Annotated in this window: 9 protein-coding genes and 1 pseudogene; 2 read left to right on the top strand and 8 right to left on the bottom strand. The window is 70.0% G+C overall.

Going from position 1 to position 15,851, the window contains the following annotated elements:
- The first annotated feature begins 145 nt into the window (after window positions 1–145).
- Entirely contained in the window at window positions 146–2,287 is a 2,142-nt protein-coding gene (locus GVO57_RS05990; RefSeq protein ID WP_160592395.1) for a TonB-dependent receptor family protein, read from the top strand.
- A gap of 53 nt (window positions 2,288–2,340) precedes the next feature.
- On the opposite strand, the gene GVO57_RS05995 is transcribed toward GVO57_RS05990, so the two are convergent.
- The 6 genes and pseudogenes from GVO57_RS05995 to GVO57_RS06020 form a co-directional block, all read right to left on the bottom strand.
- Window positions 2,341–5,562 carry an autotransporter outer membrane beta-barrel domain-containing protein gene (locus GVO57_RS05995; RefSeq protein WP_160592396.1) on the bottom strand — a complete coding sequence of 1,074 codons (3,222 nt, stop codon included), beginning with the start codon at window positions 5,560–5,562 and terminating at the stop codon, window positions 2,341–2,343.
- 107 nt (window positions 5,563–5,669) lie between these two features.
- Window positions 5,670–8,045, bottom strand: a complete 2,376-nt coding sequence (locus GVO57_RS06000; protein WP_233281500.1) for a TonB-dependent receptor domain-containing protein — start codon at window positions 8,043–8,045, stop codon at window positions 5,670–5,672.
- Window positions 8,032–8,337, bottom strand: coding sequence for a hypothetical protein (locus GVO57_RS06005; RefSeq protein WP_160592397.1), 306 nt, complete (start codon window positions 8,335–8,337; stop codon window positions 8,032–8,034). The genes GVO57_RS06000 and GVO57_RS06005 overlap by 14 nt, the downstream gene beginning before the upstream one ends.
- Window positions 8,328–8,837: a FecR family protein gene (locus tag GVO57_RS14865; protein ID WP_233281501.1), complete on the bottom strand. Its 510-nt coding sequence runs from the start codon at window positions 8,835–8,837 to the stop codon at window positions 8,328–8,330. Before GVO57_RS14865 ends, GVO57_RS06005 begins: the two co-directional genes overlap by 10 nt.
- Window positions 8,838–8,901: 64 nt before the next feature.
- Window positions 8,902–8,997: pseudogene (locus GVO57_RS15585) on the bottom strand (hypothetical protein); the annotation flags it as partial.
- Between the two features lie 27 nt (window positions 8,998–9,024).
- Entirely contained in the window at window positions 9,025–9,567 is a 543-nt protein-coding gene (locus GVO57_RS06020) for an RNA polymerase sigma factor (RefSeq protein ID WP_407695712.1), read from the bottom strand.
- A 786-nt stretch (window positions 9,568–10,353) separates the two neighbouring features.
- Between GVO57_RS06020 and GVO57_RS06025 the strand changes: the two genes are divergently transcribed.
- Window positions 10,354–14,835, top strand: a complete 4,482-nt coding sequence (locus tag GVO57_RS06025; RefSeq protein WP_160592400.1) for an autotransporter-associated beta strand repeat-containing protein — start codon at window positions 10,354–10,356, stop codon at window positions 14,833–14,835.
- Window positions 14,836–14,944: 109 nt separating this feature from the next.
- Here GVO57_RS06025 and GVO57_RS06030 read toward each other — a convergent pair whose 3' ends face one another.
- Together GVO57_RS06030 and GVO57_RS06035 are read right to left on the bottom strand one after the other, a co-directional pair.
- A complete protein-coding gene (locus tag GVO57_RS06030; RefSeq protein ID WP_160592401.1) occupies window positions 14,945–15,175 on the bottom strand; it encodes a hypothetical protein in 231 nt (76 codons plus the stop codon).
- A gap of 81 nt (window positions 15,176–15,256) precedes the next feature.
- Window positions 15,257–15,826, bottom strand: a complete 570-nt coding sequence (locus GVO57_RS06035; protein WP_160592402.1) for an FxDxF family PEP-CTERM protein — start codon at window positions 15,824–15,826, stop codon at window positions 15,257–15,259.
- Between the last annotated feature and the right edge of the window lie 25 nt (window positions 15,827–15,851).

The raw sequence follows: 15,851 nt of genomic DNA on the forward strand, positions 1-15,851 counted from the left end.
GGCCAGTCCATCCATTGACTGGACAAATGTCATGTTGCGCAATAACTCATCCTTGGATGGTTGCTAATGCGAATGCGTGTCAATAGTTAGCCGCCACGACGTTCATCTAGGGATTGATATGCGCAACAGGGTCGCGTTCTGCGCCATGATGGTGGCTGGTTTGAACATGGCGGGGCAGGCGGCCGCCGCCGATGCGCCGCCCCCGGCCTCGGGCGAGACCGGGTCGATCATCGTCACCGGCACCCGGCTCGACGAACGTTTCCCCGAAGTGTCCGGCCCGTTCATCTTCGCCGGCAAGCTTGCCGACGTCACGGTGATGCGCGACCTGCCGCTGGTCGAGGGGCGCAACCTGCGTCAGGCCTTTGCCGACATTCCCGGTCTGCTCGTGTCCGAAGTGTCGAACGGCAGCTGGGCCAGTGTCAGCTATCGCGGGCTGGGCGAGCCGCATGAAAGCTGGAACCTGCTGACGCTGGCCGATGCGGTGCCGCTGGTGCCCGATCCCTACAGCTATCCGGCCGCCTATATCATCCCGCCGATGGAGCTGGTCGACCGGGTGGAGTTCATCCGGGGCGGGGCCGGGCTGCTGCACGGGCCGCAGCCGGGCGGCGTGCTCAATTATGCGCTGGTCGGCCCGCGCCGCGAGGCGGGGCAGGAGGGCATCGTCAAGCTTGCCGCCGGGTCCGACGCCTTCCGCTCGGCGCTGGCGCGGCTCGCGGTGTCGAACGGCCGGGTCGGGCTTGATGGCCATATCGTCTGGAACGCCGGCGACGGCCCGCGCCGGGTGAACAGCGATTTCAACCAGCTGAGCGGCCGCGCGCGCGCCGCCTATACCGGCGAGACGCTGACCGCGACGCTGACCGTGGATTATGATCGCGGCCGTTACGGCGAACCCGGCGGCCTGAGCGCGGCGCGCTTTGCCGCGTCCCCGCAGGATTCCTCGACCCCGCGCGACCGGCTGTTCATCGAACGGTTCGTGCCCTCTGCGGCGCTCGAATGGGATATCGACGACGAAACCCATCTGACCGCGCGGGGCTGGTACAGCGAATATGAACGCACCAGCTGGCGGCAGGCCGGCGGCAGCTTTGGCCAGGTCATCCCCGACCAGAATGTGCTCATTCGCCAGACCCAGCTGTTCCGCACCGGTGCGGTCGATCTGCGCGTGCGCCGCGATGTCGGGCCGCATGTGCTGACCTTTGGCGCGATGGCGTTCCGCTCGTCCTCGCCGGTCACGGTCGACAAGGGCGCATCGGCGACCGACCGGCTGGGCAGTGCCGGGGCGCTGGCGCGGGTGGCGCGCAAGGGCGATGTGCTCGCCGCCTTTGCCGAAGCGAAGATCGATCTCGGCGCGCTGCAGCTGGTCCCCGGCGTCCGGCTGGAACGGCTGCGCCAGCGCGTGACCGAACGGCTGGATGTGGCGATCGGCTCGGTCACCGGCGGCGGCCCGGGCGCGGCCAATGGTCAGCTCGGCAATCGCCGCAACGAACAGACGGTGGCGCTCTGGGGCCTGGGCGCGACCTGGGATGTCGCGCCGAAGCTCCGGCTGGTCGGCAATGCCTCGCGCGGGTTCAAGCCGCTGCTGTTCAACGACGGCGTGACCTTCCAGGCCGGCGTCGATGCCGCCGAACAGTTCGAGGCCAGCTATGCGACCAGCTATGAACTGGGCGCGCAGTGGCGGCCGGTGCCGGGGGCGCGGCTTGACGCCAGCCTGTTCCGCGTGTCGCTTGACGATCAGATCGGCTTTCTGGCCGGGCCGCTGCCCGCCGCCGCGCCGTTCGGCGCGGTCGGCACGGGCGGGGCGCGCCGCCAGAATGTCGGCTCGATGCGCAATGACGGGATCGATCTTGCCGCCAGCGTCGATCTGCTGGGGCCGGACGGCGTGGCCGGCATGTCGGCCGACACCCTGCGACTGAGCGCCAATGTCCAGCTGCTCGATGCGCGTTTCCGCAGCGGGGCCGCCGCCGGTTTCCGGCCGCAATACGCACCGGGCCATGTGCTGCGCGCCTCGGCCAACTGGATCGGCAAGTCGGGTGCGCGCGCGGCGCTGCTGCTGACTGCGGTCGGCCGCCAGAACGGGTCCGACAATGACCGGCCGGAGTTCGATATCCCGGCCTATCAGGTGGTCGATCTGTCGGTCGATGTGCCGGTCTCCGGCCCGGTGATGATCGGCGCGGGCATCACCAATCTGCTCGATTCCGATTACTGGGCGCGGGTGCGGCCCGGCGCCGGCCAGGGCATCGATCCAGGCCGTCCGCGCCAGGCCTATGTGGCGGTGTCGGCCCGCTTCTGATCCGCACCCGGATCGGGACCGGGCGACCCCGCCGGGCCGCCCGGTCCCGACCTTCACATGCCGATGCGCAGCGAGGCGCGGAACGACAGCACAGCGCGGCCCTGTTGCTGCTCGACACTGGCATCGCCGCCGAGCGTGAAGCCGGGGCTGCCGCCCAGCACGCGCAGCCGCCCGAGCCAGCCATCGGTGCGCTGATCGGCTGCCAGCGTGAAGCTCTGCCCGGTGCCGAACCGCGCGACCGTGTCGCCAAGCCGCCCGCCCAGGATCTGGCGGCGGCCGGCCTCCAGCTCGACACGCAGCCAGTTTTCATCGGCGCGGCCGGCCAGATAGCCAAGCGTGGCGCTGGCCGTGCCCGCCAGCTCGTCCGAGCTGCGCCGCCCGACGGTCAGCCTGCCGCCGGCCCCGGTGCCGGTTTCGACATAGCCATCCTCTGCCAGCCGGTGATAATCGACCCCGATCTGCGGGCGCAGCGCCAGCCGGCCGAAGCCGATCTCATAGGACGCACCGGCGGCGCCTGAATAAAGCCGTCCGTCCCAGCTGGCCGTGCCCATGCGGCTGACGACCTTGCCCGCCGCTGTGCGCCCCCGGAACACGCGGTCGGCGTCCATGTCCAGAAACCCCGCCGATCCGCGCGCCCAGGCGTGCAGGCGGCCGCTGGTCAGCCGCCAATAGGCCCCCAGCTCATATTGGCCGATGCCGACGCTGTTGTCGGTGTCGCGGCCGCGATTGCGGCTGTCGAGATAGGCGACCGACAGGCCGAAGCTGCCCGCCGGGGTGATCGCCTCCGCCCCGCCGGCAAAGCCCCAGCCGCGCACCTCATAGGCCGCACTCTGCCCGCGGCCCTTGTCGGTGCCCCAGCCCGATTGCTGCAGCCAGAAGCCCCAGCCGCCCCGGTCGACGCGCGGGGCGTCGCGGTCGGCCAGGATGCGCGCGGTGGTGCGCGACCCCAGCGTCGCGGCTTCGAACACGCCGCCGCCATGGTCGGGCAGCAGCGCATCATAGGCTTGGATGAAACTTGCCTTGTCGGCATAGCCAAGGAAGATGTTGCCGATTTCCCGGTCGGTCAGCAGCGCCTGATAGACGCCGGCATAGGCCGCCGCCTGGGCGCGGTTGAGGCCCAGCTCGGCCGCCGTCTTGCGCCTGATCTCGACCGCAAGCTCGCCCGCCGGGGTGCCGGCGGCAAGCTGGCCGCGATAGAGATAGGGCAGCAGATTGGCATCGACCGACAGGCTGGGCGTGCCCGTCAGCGTGCCGGCGCGCAGCACGGTGAAGCGGCCCTCGATCTGGCCGATCTCGGCCACGCGCACCTGCAGCCGCGAGCCTTGCGCAAAGCTGGCCGTGCCCGCGACATCGATCCGCGTGGCCAGACCGGTCGCCGCGTCGATCGCGATGCCCAGCACCGCGCCCTGGCCGACGCTCAGGCTGCCAAGCGCGACCGGCCCGGTATTGGCGATTTCAAAGCTGCCGCCGGTCAGCGTGACCGCCGCCCCGCCGGCATTGCTGACCGCGCCGCGAAACCGGGCCGTGCCGCCGACCGCGATCTGGTCTGCGCCCCCGCCCAGATCGAGCGCGCCGATCAGCTGCGCGCTGCCGCCCAGCGTCACCCGGTCCGCCCCCGCACCGAACCCGGCGTCGCCGGTCAGCGTCGCGGCCCCGCCCAGCACCAGCCGGTTGTCGCCTCCGCCAAAGGCGACAGGGCCGGTCACGCTGCCCGCCGCGACGTCGAGCAGATCGCCGCCGCTGCCGAACAGGATCGCGCCCTGGATGCGCGGCGCGGCTGCGTTGGCCCCGGTCGCGGCCAGCTGGCGCACGATGACCCCGCTGCCGTTCACCTGCGTGTCGATGGCGATGTTCTGCGCCGCGGCCGTTGCGCCCGCCGCGTTGATCGCGCCCGTATTTTCAACCAGCGTCAGCCGGCCCGAGCGGTCGACGATCGCCGTCGCCGATCCTGCGCCCGTCGCCCGCGCGTCGATGGTGCCGCTGTTGCGGATCGCCGTCACCACCGCATTCTGGTCGATCACGATCGCGCGGCTGCGCGTGTTCGCCGTGCTGGCCCCGTCGGCCTGGATCGATCCGCTGTTGCGGATTTCGTTCACCACCCCGCGTTCGCCGATGCGCAGCGCGGTGGCCGAACCGTTGAACGCGCTCGCCCGCATCGTGCCGGCATTGGTCAGCCCGCCCTGAACGGTCACGTCGCGGCCCTGGCCGCCGATCATCACCGCATTGGCGGCGACCCCGGCATAGACCCCGTCGGCAATGATCGTGCCGCGATTGACGAGGCCGTGGCCGTTCGCCTCGCCGGCGATCGCGCCGACGGCGACGCTGCGGTCGGCCGATCCGATCAGCACCGCCGGCGACGCGCCCCAGGCGGTGATGGCGGCGCGGCCTTCGCTGGCGTCGGGAATGCCGTCCTTGTCCTCGTCCGGGTCATTGGGGTTGGTGTCGGCGGGCGGCACGTCGAACAGCAGCCCGCCCGCGACATTGCCGGCAATGTGCAGCGCCGGGCCGCCCTGCAGCAGATCATCGGCATCGAGCTTCGACGTGTCGGCCGGGCGCGCCGTCGCGCGGTAACCGGTGGCGGTGATCGTGCCCTGCACGGCCACCGCGCCGCCGACATTGCCGCCGATCAGCACACCGACCGCATTGCCGCCGCGCGCCTCGACCGTGCCGGCGACGCGCAGATTGCCGGTCACATCGGTGGTGCGGATGCCGAAACTGTCATTGCCGGTGACGCTGATCGTGCCGGTCGCGCCAAGATTGCCGACCAGCCGGCTGTCGGCGGCGATGCCGGCCGAGCTGTTGCCTTCGACGGTGATCGTGCCGCTGGTCGTCAGATTGCCGGTCACCTGCCCGCCGGGCGCGAGCCGGATGGCGAAACGGTTGGTCCCTTGCGCGAACGGCCCGTCGGCATCGCCGTCATTGTCGCTGTCGGCGGGCGTGTAATTCTCGTCGATGGTGATCTGGCCGCTGCTGGCGATATTGGTGGTGGTGCCGGGATTGACGAGGATGCCCACCGCGCCGTTCGCGCCGCGCACCTCGATCGTGCCTTCATTGGTGAGATTGTGGCTGGAGTTGACGGTCACCGCGGTGCCGCTGGCGGGCGCGACGGCCCCGGCGCTGGCGATGCGCAGGCTGTCAGCCTGGCCGTTCGCGGCGGTCGCGGTGGCGACCGGGCTGGTCAGCCGCGTCGAGATCACGGTCTGCGCCTGGCCGACGGTGCCGAGCGCGATCAGCGGCAGGGGCGTGAGACAGGTGCAGGCAAGCAGACGGCGCATGGTGGATCCTTCTTCCGGTTGGCGGCCGCGCGCATCGGCGCGGGGCTTCGGAAGTCAGGACGTCGCGGGCGCGCTGAACCCGCACCGGCACCGGGCGGCGGGTGCGTTCAGAAACGCAGGTCCCAGCCCAGCCGCACGGTGCGCGGCACCAGCGGCGTCACCTGCGGGTTGGTGACGATGGTGAAGGGCGAACCGAGCGCGAAACGGTTGCCCGTCGCATCAAGCAGATTGGCGATGCTGAGCGTCAGCGCATGGTCGCCAAAGCCGATCCGCGCGGCTGCCGACACGTCGGTCCACCCGCCCTGCGCCTCGCCCAGGACCGGTCCGATGCCGAGCCGCGACCGGCCGACATAGCGCAGCGCCGCATTCAGCCGCAGCGTGCGCCCCGCCCCCAGATCGTGCCGGTATTCGGCCGAGGCGCGCCCGTTCCAGCGCGCGACATTGGGCAGCCTCGCGCGCGGGGTGGCGATGATCGAGGGCAGCGTATCGGTCACCAGACTGTCGTTGAACAGCCCCGCCGCCTCGAGCGCGAGGCCGGGCAGCGGCCGCCAGCCGATGCGCAGATCGGCGGTCCAGATGCGCCCGTCGCCGATATTGGCGGTGATCGGAAAGCCCGACAGGTCGATGGTGTCGGCCTGAATGTCGGTCCAGCGCGTAAAGGCCGCCGATGCCTGGATGTCGAGCGCACCCGGATCGGGCTGGCCATAGCGGATGCCGGCCTCGACCGTGCGCACCCGGTCGCTGGTGAAGCGGGTGACGAACGCCGCAGTCGGCACCAGCCCGCCGGGGCGAAAGCCTTCCTGATACCGCACAAAGCCGAGCGCCGACCGCCCAAGCCGCGCGGCGATGGCGCCCGAGGGCAGCAGTGCGGCAAGGTTGCGGCGGACATCGGCGCGCATCCCGAAGCCCGGCACGCCCATGTCCGGGAACAGCACCGGATCGAGCGGCCGCCCACCCAGCCGCGCGCGCACCGCCCGGCCGCCGGCGGTGACCGTCAGCCAGTCGAGCGGGCGCAGCGTCGCCTCGCCGAACAGCGTGGCCTCGAACACCTCATTGCCCACGCCCGGCAGCGCCGCCGGTTCGCCGGGCGGGCCGAGCTGGCGGTTCTGCCGCGAGCGGTTGTCGACAAGGCTCGCGCCGATCAGCCATCCCGGCCCGCCATCCGCCGTCTGCCGCGACAGCCGCACTTCGCCGGTCATCAGGTCGATGCGGGTCCGCTGGCTGAAGCGCAGCGGCGGGCCGCCGGGGGCGGTCGAATCATAGACTTCGATCAGCTTCTGGCGGACCAGTCCGGTGGTCGCGACCAGCCGGTATTCGCCCCAGTCGCGCGTCGCCACCGCATCGACCAGCAGATAGTCATTGGCAAAGGGCTGATCGATCGCCCCGGCGCGGGTGAGCGGCGGACCGTTGCGGTCGGCCGACTGGGCATCGTCGCCGCGGATGCGCTGGCCGGTTGCGGCAAGGGTCAGCCGCCATTCGTCATCGACCGCCCAGCCCAGCGCCGCGCGGCCGCCCTGGACCCGCGCCGCGTTGATGTTGCGCGCGCCGGTCAGCGGATTGTCGATATAGCCGCCCTGCACCAGCCCATAGCCGACCAGTCGCAGCCCCAGCCGGTCGGCTGCGACCGGCAGGTTGAGCATCGCCGCCGCATCCATGCCCGGATCGCCGTGACGCGTGGTCGACGCGCCGACCGTCGCCGTGCCTTCGGTGGCGGCGGTGTCGGGCCGGTTGGGCACCATGCGCACGATCCCGCCCAGCGCGCCGGCGCCATAAAGCGTGCCCTGCGGCCCCGGCAGCACCTCGATCCGGTCGATGTCGTAGAGCCTCAGATCCGGGTCGGGCGCGTTATAGTTGAGCCGTGTTTCGCCCAGATACTGGCCGACCGTCGCCTGGGTGGGGCCGTTGAAGCTCGAATCGGCGATGCCACGCACGAACAGCTTGTTGCGGCCGGGGCCGAAATGGGTGGAGGTGAGCGTGTGCAGCCGCCCGAGCAGCAGCTCGCTGCCGCGCGGCCCGGCGGCGAATGCCGGATCGTCGCCGCTGATCACGCTCGCCGAACCGGGAAAGGCGGCCAGCGTGACGGGGCGCTTGAGCGCGGTGACGACGATGTCGGGCGCATCGCCGGGCGCGGTCGGCGCGATCGCCGGGGCGCGGCGGAGGTCGGGGCGGGCCGGCACCGTCGCCGCGCGGTCGATGAAGATGCGGAAGGTGCGCGCGTCGACCGCCATATGGCGCGCGCCGGTGCCGGCCAGCAGCCGGGCGAGCGCGGCCTCCACGCTCATCCGCCCCGACAGGCCGGGCACGTCGCGCCGCGCCAGCGCCGGATCGGTCAGCCCGATGCTGACATTGGCCTGGCGCCCGAGCGCCACCACCGCCCGGCCAAGCGGGCCGGCGGGGATCACCAGTGCCCGCAGCTCCGCCGCCGGCGCGGATGCGACCGGGATCAGCAGGGCGGCAAGAAGGATCGGGCTAGCGCGGTTCACCTGGGATCAGTGTCCAGCCATCGGCGGTGCGGACGGCCCGGACGCCAAGCAGTGCCGCAACCCGCCGGAACAGCAGATCGCGGTCGGGGTCAAGCATGATCACCCCGGTGAACGGCCGTGCCGCGACCTCAGGGGCCGCGCGCACCGGCACGCCGATGCTGCGGCCAAGGTCAGCCGCCACGGCGGCAAGCGGCGCAGCGGTGTAGCTGAGCCGCCCCGTCCGCCAGCCGCCGACCGTCGCGGGATCGAGCGCCGTGACCGCGACCCGGTCTCCGGTCTCGCTCAGCCCCATGCCGGGGTCCAGCCGCACGCGCTCGCCGGCCGGATTGTAGAGCACCGCCCCTCGGCCACCGCGACGCGCAGCCGGTCCGGCTCGCGCACCACATCGAACACCGTCCCCAGGTCGCGCAGCACCGCATCGCCGGCATGAACCTCGAACGGGCGGGCCTCGTCATGGACGATGGTGAACAGCGCCTCGCCGCGCTCCAGCCGCGCAAAGCGGGGATTGCCGCGATCAAGGGCGATGCGGGTGCCGCCGTTCAGATCGACGCGGCTGCCATCGGCCAGCGTCACGCTGCGCCGTTCGCCGGGCCGCGTCTCGATCATGTCCATCGCCGGGCTGCGCAAGGTGGCGACCGCGATCACCCCGGCCAGCGCCGCGGCGACCGCGCCGCCGACGGCCCAGCGGCGCCGGGGCGCGCCGATGTGCCCGGGGTGTCGCCGCCGCGCATTGGGGTAGGCGCGGCGGCGACGGGGCGCGCGGGCTGGGGGGCAGCGCGCCCAGGCGGTCATCGACAAGGGACAGGCTTTCCCAGGCGGCCAGATGGTCCGGCCCGGCTTCCAGCCAGTCGGTAAAGGCGCGCCAGTCCTCCGCCGTCCCATGCTTCAGGCGGATCTGCCAGGCGATCGCGGCATCGAGCGCCGCATCCATCTGTTCGTCGCGCGGGGTCATCGCGGCACCTGGCGGGCGACGCCGGGGTCATTCGTCATCGAGGCGTCTCCTCAGTCCCAGCAGCGCGCGATAGGCGCGCTGCAAATGTTTCTCGACCGAACTCAGGCTCAGCCCCTGTTCCTCGGCGATGCGGCGCTGGTTCACCCCGTCGAGGCGGAAGCGCCGAAAGATCGTTTCGGTCCGGTCGCCCAGATCCGCGAGCGCGGCTTCGGCGGCGCGCAGCCGTTCACGCGCGATCAGCGCCGTTTCGGCATCGGGATCGGGCGACATGTCGGCCAGGCCGCCGGTGGCGTCGGTCCAGGCCTCGTCGCGGCGCGCGGCGCGCAGTGCGGCGCGGCGGCGGTCGAGCATCAGATTGTTGGCGACCCGGTAGAGATAGGCGAGCGGATCCTGGATCGGCCCGGTCGCACCGGCCGCCGCCTTGATCCAGAGATCCTGCACCAGATCCTCGGCCGCGTCGCCGGCCCCGCGCGCGCGCAGGAAGCGCAGCAGCTCGCCGCGATGGACAAGGCAGACAGCCTGAAGCCCGCTTTCCATGCCCGCCTGCGGTGTCACCGGCTGCTCCGTCATCGGTCGCTGTGTCTGCGGGGGCGGGGCGCTTGGCAAGAGGTGGGGCGATCGGGGGCGAACCGGGCGCCGGCCGGCCATTGTAAGGTCCATCCGCGTCAGTTCCATCCGCCCGGAACCGCAGCCGCTGCCGTCTGCTGGCTTTCGCAGCCGGGGCGGGCATGGCGGCCGGCCCGCAGGCGGCGGGCGCTGCAAACAGCGGCGCGATCAGGGCAAGCAGCGTCATGACAAGCACGCCGGCCATGCCGATCACCAGCCTTTTTTCCATCGCCGACCCTCCCTGTCCTGGCACCCGCAAAACCGGTTGAGGGACGCGCGGACCGAAGCGTCCCTCAACCCCAAGACGCCGCGCGGACGACAAACCCGCACAGATTTTTTGGGGCGCCGCCGCGCCGGATTTCGATCTGCATCTGCGGGTCGATGGCCTGACGGGCTTTGACGCGCGAACCAGGCCGGCCAAGGGTGTCGAATGGCCCGATGCGAAAGCCTCTGCGTGGCTCCATGCCGGGCATCGTCGCCAGCCGGGCCATGGCATCTGGGGCAGCTTGGTCGCGCAGCGCAGCGCAGTCTCTCGGTTCACTCGCCTAGATCTGTCGCCCAAGATAAGGGTGAGAATAATCTTGTAGATATTCAGTATTTATCAGGCCATTGAGGCCAGTAGAGCCTCGGAAGGCGTGGGTTATTCATCAGACTGAGAATGGCAATGTGATCTTATATTGAGTGATCGCGTCTTTAGAATGTTGATGTTGTTATAATCCATATCGTTAATCAAAATCTGAAATCCAACAAATGAGTATAATTCCGGCACCGCTCGGCACGACCAAGGCGCGCACCCTCTATAAACGGGGGCCGGGCCCCTCCGGCATGATCATCAACCTGCCGGAGATGCATGTGCGACGCCTTCGTTCCCGCCTTCTCATCGCCACCGTCCTGAGCGGCATTGCCGTGGGAACGGGGGCTGCCCATGCCGCGACGCGGTTCACGCAGGTCGGCTTTGAGGACAACAGCCTCACCGGCTGGACCGTCGGCGGCGGTGTCACGCTGGTGGGCTCGGACCAGCTGAACCTTGGCGGCACTCCCTTCGAAGTGGGCGCGCGCGGCAGCTTCATGGCGCGCATCCTGCCCAATGGCTCGAACATCAACCGGTCAGCCGCCGAAGCACTGCTCGGTCTGACCGCCGGCAGCATCGCGGCGACCAACGCGCCCGGCTTTGCCGCATCGACCAATTTCGGGCTGATGACCCGTTCGTTCAACCTCGCCGCCGGCACCTACAGCTTTGGCTGGTCCTATGCGGCGCAGGATTACGATCCCTATGACGACGGCGTGTTCTTCTCGTTGGTCGGGGCGGGCGTCCAGCGGATCAACGTGCTGGCCGGCAATATCTCCGGCCAGCCCGACAGCGTCATCGTCGGCACCTATGGATCAACGCCCTGGCGGATCGCGACCTTCACCATCGACGTGACCGGCACTTACCAGCTCGGCTTCGGGGCGTACAATAATCTCGACGACGGGCTCGATCCGGTGCTGTTCCTCGACGACGGGCTGGGCCTGCTGAGCGCGAACGGCGTGCCGATCGACCCGGTCGGCAGCGATTCCGGGCCGGGCACGGTCGACAACAGCCAGCCCAACTTCCCGGTGTCACAGATCGGCAGCGGTGTGCAGCCGGTGATGGACGGCGGCACCCTGCTGGTCGACGCGCCGGGCACGGTGACGGCGGCGATCACGATCAATGCGGCCGGCGGGACGGTCGACACCAACGGGCTCGATTCGACCTTTTCGGGCGATCTGAGCGGTACCGGCGGCCTGACCAAGACGGGCGCGGGCACGCTGACGCTCACCGGCGCCAACAGCTATCAGGGTGGCACGACGATCTCGGGCGGTCGTCTGGTCGCCTCGACCGGCTCGATTGTCGGCGATGTCGTCAACAATGCCGTGTTCGAAATGGCGCAGGCCAGTGACGGGACCTTTGCTGGGTCGATCAGCGGCACGGGCCAGCTGGTCAAATCGGGTGCGGGCACGCTGACGCTGACCGGTACCAACAGCCATCAGGGCGGCACGACCGTCGAGGCGGGGCGGCTGGTCGCGTCGACGACAACGCTGAGCGGCAACGTCACCAACAATAGTGTGTTCGAACTGGCGCAGGCCAGCGATGGCACGTTCGCCGGCGCGATCAGCGGGACGGGCCAGCTGGTCAAGTCGGGTGCGGGCACGCTGACGCTCACCGGCACCAACAGCCATCAGGGTGGCACGACCGTCGAGGCCGGCCGCCTTGTCGCCTCGACCACCACGCTGAGCGGCAACGTCACCAACAATGGCGTGTTCGAACTCGCGCAGACGGGCAACGGCACGTTCTCCGGGGCGATCAGCGGCACGGGCCAGCTGGTCAAGTCGGGTGCGGGCACGCTGACGCTCACAGGCACCAACAGCCATCAGGGCGGCACCACGGTCGAGGCCGGCCGCCTCGTGGCGTCGACCACCACGCTGAGCGGCAACGTTACCAACAATGGTGTGTTCGAACTCGCCCAGACCGGCAATGGCACGTTCTCCGGGGCGATCAGCGGGACGGGCCAGCTGGTCAAATCGGGCAGCGGCACGCTGACGCTGACCGGTGCCAACAGCCATCAGGGCGGCACCACGGTCGAGGCGGGGCGGCTTGTCGCGTCGACGACGACGCTGAGCGGCAACGTCACCAACAATGGCGTGTTCGAACTCGCCCAGACCGGCAATGGCACGTTTGCCGGCGCGATCAGTGGCACCGGCCAGCTGATCAAATCGGGCACCGGCACGCTGACGCTCACCGGTACCAACAGCCATCAGGGCGGCACGACCGTCGAGGCGGGGCGGCTGGTCGCGTCGACGACGACGCTGAGCGGCAACGTCACCAACAACGGTGTGTTCGAACTGGCCCAGACGGGCAACGGCACGTTCGCGGGTGCGATCAGCGGGACGGGCCAGCTGGTCAAATCGGGTGCGGGCACGCTGACGCTCACCGGCACCAACAGCCATCAGGGTGGCACGACCGTCGAAGCCGGCCGCCTTGTCGCGTCGACCACCACGCTCGGCGGCAATGTCACCAATAATGGCGTGTTCGAACTGGCGCAGACCAGCAACGGCACCTTCTCCGGCGCGATCAGCGGGACGGGCCAGCTGGTCAAGTCGGGCACCGGCACGCTGACGCTCACCGGTACCAACAGCCATCAGGGCGGCACGACCATCGAAGCCGGTCGCCTTGTCGCGTCGACCACGACGCTCAGCGGCAATGTCACCAACAACGGTGTGTTCGAACTCGCGCAGGCCAGCAACGGCACGTTCTCCGGCGCCATCAGCGGCACGGGCCAGCTGGTCAAGTCGGGCACCGGCACGCTGACCCTGACCGGCGCCAATGCGGGCCTCAATCTTGCGGTCAACGAAGGCGTGGTCGAGGCGGCGTCGCAGCAGGCGCTGGGCAGCACCGGCGGCACCATCTCGCTCGGTGCGAACACGGCGTTCCGCGCCGGGGCAAACCTTGTCGTCTCCCAGACCCTGGGCGTGGCGGGCAGCGGCGCCCGGATCGATACCGGCGTGCATGAGGTGACGCTCGCGGGCGGAGCAAGCGGCAATGCCTGCCTGACCAAGACCGGCGCGGGCCGGCTGGTGTTCGCGGCACCGGCCGGGAACGCGATCGGGGCCTGTGTCGAGCAGGGCGCGGCGCGGTTCAACAGCAGCTTCGCCGGCAATGTGTTCGTCGAAGCCAATGGCCGTGCCGAAGGCAGCGGCCAGATCGCCGGCAATATGGAGGTGCGCGGCGTGCTCGCGCCCGGCAACTCCCCCGGCGTGCTGACCGTGAACGGCAGCGTCACCCAGTTTGCCGGCAGCACCTTGGCCATCGATATTGATGGGGCCAATCCCGGCAATGGCGCGGGGTTCCACGACCAGATCAATCTGGTCGGGGCCGGTTCGGTGTTCACGGCGGCAGGCAGCGTTTCAGCGATCCTGCGCGGCATCACCGGCGCGGCCAACAACAATTTCACCCCGCAGATCGGCCAGACTTTCGAGATCGTGACCGCACAGGGCGGCATTGCCGGCCGGTTCGACACGGTCGTGCAGCCTGTGGCGGGCCTGCCCGCCAACAGCCGCTTCGACGTGATCTATCGCCGCAACGCGATCCTGCTGGCCGTCACCCCCGGCAGCTATGCGGCGCTGATGAGCCCGAGCGGCATCCGCAACCGGGTGGCGGCGGGTGCCGCGCTCGACACGCTGCGCGCCGGGGCGGACGGCACCCCGGCGGGCACTGTTCTGTTCGCCGGGCTTGCCGGGCTGAACGGCGCGGCGCTCGGCACCACGATCGAACAGTTGGCGGGCGGTGTCCATGCCTCGGCGGTCGATGCCACGCTGGCCGGGACGCGCGGCGTGCGCGGCGACCTGATCGGCCGGCTGGGCCGCGGCGCTGCGGACAGTGACGGCGCGGCGCGCGACAATGGCCTGTGGGGCAATGTGCGCGGCCAGCAGCTTGATGTCGGGCAGGACAGCGCCAGCGCGGGGTACCGGGTCAACGCCTTGGCCTTTTCGGTCGGCGCGGACCGGCGGGTGGCGCGCAATGTCACGGTCGGCCTGGCCGCCAGCTATGCAGAGAACGACCTTGACCAGAATGGCTATGGCGCCGGCCAGACGCGCAGCTACCACGCCCATGCCTATGGCAGCTGGCAGGCAGGCAAGGCCTATGTCGCCGCGGCGGCCAGCATCGGGATCGACGATTATGCGCTCAACCGCTCGGTCGGGCTGATCGATGGCGGCGCGCGGATGCATGCCGACACCGACGGCGTGTCGCTCGGCTTCGATGTCGAGGCCGGCTATGCGCTGAGCGCCGGCAAGGTGGCGGTGACCCCGATCGTCGGTGTGTCCTATGACCGGCTGACGCGCGAGGCGGTGACCGAACGGGGCAATGCCGCGGTCGCGCTGCGTTTCGACGATGGCCGGCGCGAGGCCTTTGCCGGCAAGGCCGGGGTGCGGGCCGATGCCGCGCTTGGCGGGGGCGACGGGGCGCTGCGCCTGTTCGGCCAGGCGATGGTCGAACACCAGCTCGGCCGGACGGCGGCGCGGCTGTCGCCTGTCCTGGCCGGTGTGCGCTTCACGAGCGAAGCGGCATCGCCGGGGCGGACGGCCCTGACCGGCGCTGCGGGCGTCACCGGCCGCCTTGGCGCGCGGGTGAGCATCGATGTCGGCTATCAATATGCCCATTGGTCGAACGCCGACGCGCATAACGCCCAGGCCACGCTGCGGCTGAGCTGGTAAGCGCTGGCGGACAGGCGGGGTGCGGATCCGCGCGCCCCGCCGATCCGGCATTGGTGCGGCGCAGCCGCTGCCAAAATGAACCGGCGGCATCCCCCCGGTCCGATGTCCGTTAGGACATATCTTGGGGAACGCCGCCGGCTTTTATGACCAGATCGTCGTCGAACACCGGACCAAGGCTTTGTGTTTGCACCCAAAGCCAATAAAAATGCTCGGCTTCCTGATCACGTTTTGCTTGTCGCATGGCCGCCGCCGCGCGCCAATTGTGGAATCTCCTCATATCGCCGGTTTGGGGGTGTGGCGGCCATGATTGCGCGGCGATGACGATCCGGCTCGATGTCATCCCGCCGGAAACGGCTGCGGGCCGAGGGTGCCGGGCGGCGTCTGCGCCCGGCACCCTCGGCCCGTCCTGATCGGCGGCGGGTCAGGCCAGCTGCGGATCCGCGATCTGGCCGTTCGACCGGCGGCGTCGCCGCGCGGCCGCGCCGATCAGTCCGAAGCCGGTGATCAGCGATGCCCAGACCGCCGGTTCGGGCACGGCGGCGAACACGATCGAGCCGTCATAATCGGCCGGCGCGGTGCCGACGATGCCGTTGATCACGATCGTATATTGTCCCGCGCCGAGCTGGATCGGCGCCAGCGCGCTCGTCTCCAGCGCGTTCACCGCGCCGCCATTCACAAAGTTTGCAATGAGCGCGCCGGCATTGCCGAAGCCGCTGCGCAGCTGGACCAGCCCGAGGTCCAGATTGCTGAGTTCGGTGGATCCGGCAAACAGCGCCGTGGTCTGAAAGCCGCTGGCGGCGATCGTGAGCGGTGCGGTGACGGTGAAGCGGAACTCGTCCTGGAACGGGCCGGTCGATCCGATGACCGAGGGGACGAGATTGACCGCCTGGGTTGGCGGGACGCCGAAGGTGCCGACAAGATAAATCGCAGCGGGTGCAGGGCTTGCAAGAAACGCGGCAAATCCTGCGAGAGCGATGTGTCGGGCGTTCATGATATTCCCCTTTTCCTGAGCCAAT

It is taken from the genome of Sphingomonas changnyeongensis (genome assembly GCF_009913435.1).
Lineage (GTDB): Bacteria > Pseudomonadota > Alphaproteobacteria > Sphingomonadales > Sphingomonadaceae > Sphingomonas_B > Sphingomonas_B changnyeongensis.